Here is a 4,760-nt window from a genome sequence, read left to right as displayed (position 1 = left end):
ATTGTCACCACCGCGGCGATGCCACTGTCGCGCCCTCGGCGGGCCGGTTGCAGTTCGGGATGGGCTGCGATTTGCGTGAGCAGGTCCGGCGACGCATTGACAAGCAGCCAGTCCGCGCCGTTCGCGCCGTTCGCGCTCACGATGATGGAGGACTGCGTGCGTCTTTTTGCGTTCACGGTCCCACGCCGCACGCCGTCGCAATTGCGGCAATTGCAATTCCATTGGGGGAAACCACCGCCTGCGGACGAGCCCAACACTTTCAATTTCATGTGAAACCTTCGCTCATTCCGGCAATGTGCCAGCCGGGAACTCGTGCCGTCGCCTCGAGAATGTCACCGCCCCAAGTCCGGCGCAAAAGAATGGTCGCGCTACTACTCGGCAGTTGGATAAATCCGAGAGGCATCTAGTCCGATATTCTTTGACCAGTTTGCCCGAGGCGGCGTATACATGCCCGCGGCCCCGAGCGCGCTCTATTTCAATCAGCGCGTTGCAATGTACATCGTGATTTCGAAACCAAAGCGCATGTCGGTGTAAGACGGCGTTGTCCAGGTCATAAAAAGTACTCCTTAGTGGTGGGAAGGGTGTTGCTCGGAAAGCAGAGCCATCCGAACCATTAGTCTACGCTCCGCGACGAGAATATCAATACCTGCATAAGCGCTTAAAACGGTTTCGGATAAAACGACGCGGTGAACCAATCGGTCTGCTTTCGATATAAAAACATCAGGCATGCAAACTCATTAATATCGTCGGCCACATGATGGCTTCAAGGTACTTGTCGCGGGGACATACCACGTTGTTATCCACGTCTCTATCGCCGAGAAACGCGCCGTGTGTCCCGATCTGGCCGCCCGTCGGCATTGTCTTCACGCCATCGGGCAGTGGGGGGTTGTCCGCGGCCCATGTTATGGCATAACCGTCATCGTAAGTTGCATGGTAGGTCTGCGAGCCGTGCGTGAAGGTCAAGATCTTTTTGTTCATGTTCAGTGCAATCTTGTCCCCGTTGGGGCAGGTTTGCGTTAAGACATGTGGATCGGCCGCCGCGTGGGCCAGCGGCGAGAAAGAAAGTACGGCGATGGACCAACAGCAGGCAAGGACGGCAGTCGCTTTCGCTTTCACTTTCATTGTCGGCTCCTATTCGGGTCGGCCTGAAGGCGTTGGTGTAATCGATAGACGGCAACAGCAGGCGGGTTGGTTCATCGCGTCGACGGGTCTCGGCATGATGCCGAATACATCGCGCAACAGGAGGCGGAGGCGCCTGAGTGCCCCCGGCTCCCGCCTAGCCGCCTGTCTTTGTCACACGCCAAACGGCATCGCCGACATCGTCGGCAATGATGAGCGCGCCGCCCTGATCCTGGGTCAGCCCGACCGGCGCGCCATACAGCTCCTTTTCGTCGCCGGACGCGAAGCCGGTGACGACAGGCTTTGGCGTACCAACGGGTTTGCCGTTCTCGAACGCGACATACGCCACCGCGTAACCGCTCAGCGGTGAACGATCCCAACTGCCGTGCTCGGCGATGAAGGCCCCGCCTCGATACTGCGCCGGCAGGTTGCTGCCGGTATAGAACCACAGTCCAAGCGGCGCGACGTGGGAGCCGATTGCATAATCCGGGCTGATCGCCTTCGCGACCAGGTCGGGGCGCTGCGGCTTGACACGCGTATCAACATGCTGGCCATAGTAGCTGTACGGCCAGCCATAGAAGCCGCCGTCCCGCACCGAGGTCAGATAGTCGGGGACGAGGTCCGCGCCGATTTCGTCGCGTTCGTTCGCGATCGCCCAGAGCTGTCCCGTTTTCGGTTCCCATTGCAGCCCGGTCGGGTTGCGTATCCCGGCCGCATAGATGCGGCTGGCGCCCGTCGCGATCTCGACTTCCAGTACGTTTGCGCGCCGGTATTCGACGTCGAGACCGTTTTCGGTGATATTGCTGTTCGAGCCGACGCCGACATACAGCTTCTTGCCATCGGGGCTGGCTAGCAGCGCCTTGGTCCAATGATGGTTGACCTTGTCCGGGAGGTCGGCGAGTTCGACCCCGGGTGTGGAGATGCTTGTCTCGCCGGACTTATACGGATACTTCAGGACCGCATCCGTGTCGGCGACATATAGCGTGTCGCCAACCAGCTGCATGCCGAATGGCGAATGCAGGTGATCGATGAACACATATTTGTCCCATTCCCCGCTACCGCCAGCGCGCTTTCGCAGCAGCGTAATGCGATTGGCGCCTTTCGCACTCTTTCCCGAGCGGGCCGTTACGATGTCGGCGATCAACTGCTTCGGCGAGGTAACAGGTTCCGCATCCGGGCTGTTCGACTCAGCCACCAGGATGTCGCCATTCGGAAGCGCATAGACCTGGCGCGGATGTTCGAGCCCGGATGCGATCTTCTCGATCTTCAGGCCGTCCGCCACCTTCGGCGTTTCGCCGTTCTGCCAACCGGCGTACTTTGGTACCTGCATCGGAGGCGTTAAGAAACTCCGTGCGCTCGGCAACGGTGGATTGGCTCCGGCCTGATGCTCTGCGTCATACTGGGCTCGCTCGTTGCATCCGCTGATCAATGTCGCAATAGCGACCAGAATGACGCTACTCAAGATGGATTTATTCACGAGCCGTCTCCTTGAAACCGAACTTGTCGAACGCGAGCGCGATTTGCCCGACGCTCAGCAACGCCACCGTGATCACCGAGAGAATCACGTTCAGTGGAACGATTGCGTACGCATCGCGGCTATGAATGAATGCGTTGCCGATCGCCGCGACGATGCCGAGCAGGTTCAACCAGAAATCGAGTTTCTCGATACTAGTTACCGTATGGCGCGAAGGAAGCCATACGTGGCCCAGATTGATCAAGCGCGGAATAATGGCAAAAAACAATCCCACCGTGACGAGCCACGCGGCCCCTTTCGCCCACAAAACATCGGCTGTATTCGCGTAGATGATGTCGAAGATCAATGTGCCGACGAAGAAACCGTAAGGAATCGGATTGAACAGATCGAAGACCGCCGTGGCCAATCTTGACTGATATCTCGGGCTGGTTGGAGTCATGAATAAGTCCTTTTTTGAGCTGGGCATGGCGCCGATGACCGCGGCGAAACGTTCTGATAATCCAGCGCGAAGTTTATCGGGCTGGCAATCGTGACGACACGCGAATTGCGTAAAGAGTCTTTTCCGATGTGCGCAATGACGAATCATTACAAGCCGGGAGCGTTAAAAGGATAAGGGTATCTTGCATTGAGACTATGCACATGATCAAGAAAGGGCAAATGAAATGCTTGGGTAAAATCCCGCTGTCCGCTGCCCAGCAGTTCTACCCGCCCGTTTCATAAGGTATTCTTTGGATATCTCATTTACTCGTCCCTCCCGTCTTACTGCGACACAACCAAATGAGCTGCCCACCTCGCCTGGAGGTATTCCAGCTCGGAAGTGACGCGTCTGGTTAGCGTTTTGGACAAGGGATGCACGACACGCCGCGGCGTTTGCGCAGCCCCTTGACACGCACACGACCATAGCCGCGGGCTGTTCACCGTCACTTTGCCGTAGACGGTACGCAGCACCGTCGAGCGACTGTCTTTGTGGATCAAGGCCGCACCGCAGCTCTGACAATGGGTCTGCCCTGAGAGCCACCACTCCACTTGTTTCGAGATTAATTCGGTCTGCACCTTTGCCAGCAGCGACCGCCCTTCCGCGAGAGTCAGGCCCAGTTCGGCAAGACAGGAGTCAGGGCGATCGACCACGGCCAGAACGCCCTCACCGTGCTCGACCATATCATTGTCTCCGTCGGCCAACCTTCCTTCGATGATCAACCGCATGGCTCCCCCTCCGTTGCGATACTGATCAGCGTACTCCACACGAAACCGGTGCCGTGCACCGAAGCTCGAGCGGCACTCCCCGGGGCCTCCCCAGCTTTTGCACGCTCTCGTGGCCGCCTGGCGTTACTTGGAGAAAGCCATCGATCAGAATGGCATCCCGGAGACGGTGACGATTGACAAGAGCGGAGTGAATTTCGCGGGATTGAACGCAGTCATTGCCGAACGCGAACCCTTATCAAAGATTCGACAGGCAAAGTATTTGCACAACATAGGCGAGTAGCATCGGTCGGGCGATCATGCGCATTCACCGACCGATGCTGGGATTCAAGGATTTCCACTGCGCTCGAACCTTTTTACGTGGCATCGAACTCATGCGCATGATAGTGAAAGGCGACATGAAGGACGATGCTGTACTGGAGCGCTCGGTCGCTGAACAATGATACGGTCTCGCCATGTAAGCGATCCTCTCAATTTACCCCGATCTCGTCCGCATGTCCTTATCGCGAGAAAACCTTCGTTCTTATGGCATTGCTCAACAGCAGCCTTGTCAGCCTGCCGAAAGCATGGCGGCCGGCGGCCGATGAAACGAATGGTTCCGTGGTTCTGTGACTAAATAAAGCTTCATTCGAGTGTCGATATTCGGTTATCCGGCGCCTCCGATCATAGGCCCCTGCTTACACGCCTCGTCGGTCCCCGCAGGACCACAGACGCCGACGCAATGCCTCATCCGACACAGACACTCTTACATGAACGCCATTGTCCTGGTTGCACTGCGCCGCCCCCTCACCTTCGTGGTGATGAGCATCCTCCTCATCCTGTTCGGCACGATGGCCGTAATGAAGACGCCGACGGACATCTTTCCTGCCATCCGCATCCCGGTGATCGCGGTCGTGTGGAACTACAACGGACTGTCCCCGCAGGACATGTCCGGCCGCGTGGTCTACTACTACGAGCGCGCCTTGAC

6 protein-coding genes and 3 pseudogenes are annotated in these 4,760 nt (G+C 57.7%); 3 read left to right on the top strand and 6 right to left on the bottom strand.

Annotated elements, in window-relative coordinates; translation table 11 throughout:
- From JWR14_RS31900 to JWR14_RS31880, 5 genes and pseudogenes are all read right to left on the bottom strand, one after another.
- A pseudogene (locus tag JWR14_RS31900) lies at positions 1-269 on the bottom strand (pyrroloquinoline quinone biosynthesis protein B); the annotation flags it as partial.
- A gap of 210 nt (positions 270-479) precedes the next feature.
- Positions 480-554: a pyrroloquinoline quinone precursor peptide PqqA gene (gene pqqA, locus JWR14_RS31895; RefSeq protein ID WP_277041854.1), complete on the bottom strand. Its 75-nt coding sequence runs from the start codon at positions 552-554 to the stop codon at positions 480-482.
- A 166-nt stretch (positions 555-720) separates the two neighbouring features.
- Entirely contained in the window at positions 721-1,122 is a 402-nt protein-coding gene (locus tag JWR14_RS31890; RefSeq protein ID WP_299717371.1) for a hypothetical protein, read from the bottom strand.
- A 154-nt stretch (positions 1,123-1,276) separates the two neighbouring features.
- Positions 1,277-2,596, bottom strand: a complete 1,320-nt coding sequence (locus JWR14_RS31885; protein ID WP_299717369.1) for a sorbosone dehydrogenase family protein — start codon at positions 2,594-2,596, stop codon at positions 1,277-1,279.
- Entirely contained in the window at positions 2,589-3,032 is a 444-nt protein-coding gene (locus tag JWR14_RS31880) for a DUF2231 domain-containing protein (RefSeq protein WP_299717367.1), read from the bottom strand. The genes JWR14_RS31885 and JWR14_RS31880 overlap by 8 nt, the downstream gene beginning before the upstream one ends.
- Positions 3,033-3,199: 167 nt before the next feature.
- On the opposite strand from JWR14_RS31880, the pseudogene JWR14_RS31875 reads away from it, so the two are divergent.
- Positions 3,200-3,313: pseudogene (locus JWR14_RS31875) on the top strand (IS6 family transposase); the annotation flags it as partial.
- Positions 3,314-3,352: 39 nt separating this feature from the next.
- Here the strand turns inward: JWR14_RS31875 and JWR14_RS31870 are convergent.
- A complete protein-coding gene (locus JWR14_RS31870; protein ID WP_299717365.1) occupies positions 3,353-3,796 on the bottom strand; it encodes a hypothetical protein in 444 nt (147 codons plus the stop codon).
- A gap of 112 nt (positions 3,797-3,908) precedes the next feature.
- Between JWR14_RS31870 and JWR14_RS31865 the strand changes: the two are divergent.
- Both JWR14_RS31865 and JWR14_RS31860 read left to right on the top strand, forming a co-directional pair.
- A pseudogene (locus tag JWR14_RS31865) lies at positions 3,909-4,236 on the top strand (DDE-type integrase/transposase/recombinase); the annotation flags it as partial.
- Positions 4,237-4,542: 306 nt separating this feature from the next.
- Positions 4,543-4,760, top strand: a 218-nt coding sequence (locus tag JWR14_RS31860) for an efflux RND transporter permease subunit (protein ID WP_299717363.1), incomplete at its 3' end; no start/stop codon positions are given.

Source organism: Caballeronia sp. (assembly GCF_028292365.1).
Classification (GTDB): Bacteria; Pseudomonadota; Gammaproteobacteria; order Burkholderiales; family Burkholderiaceae; genus Caballeronia.
This window is presented reverse-complemented; position numbering and strand designations above follow the sequence as displayed.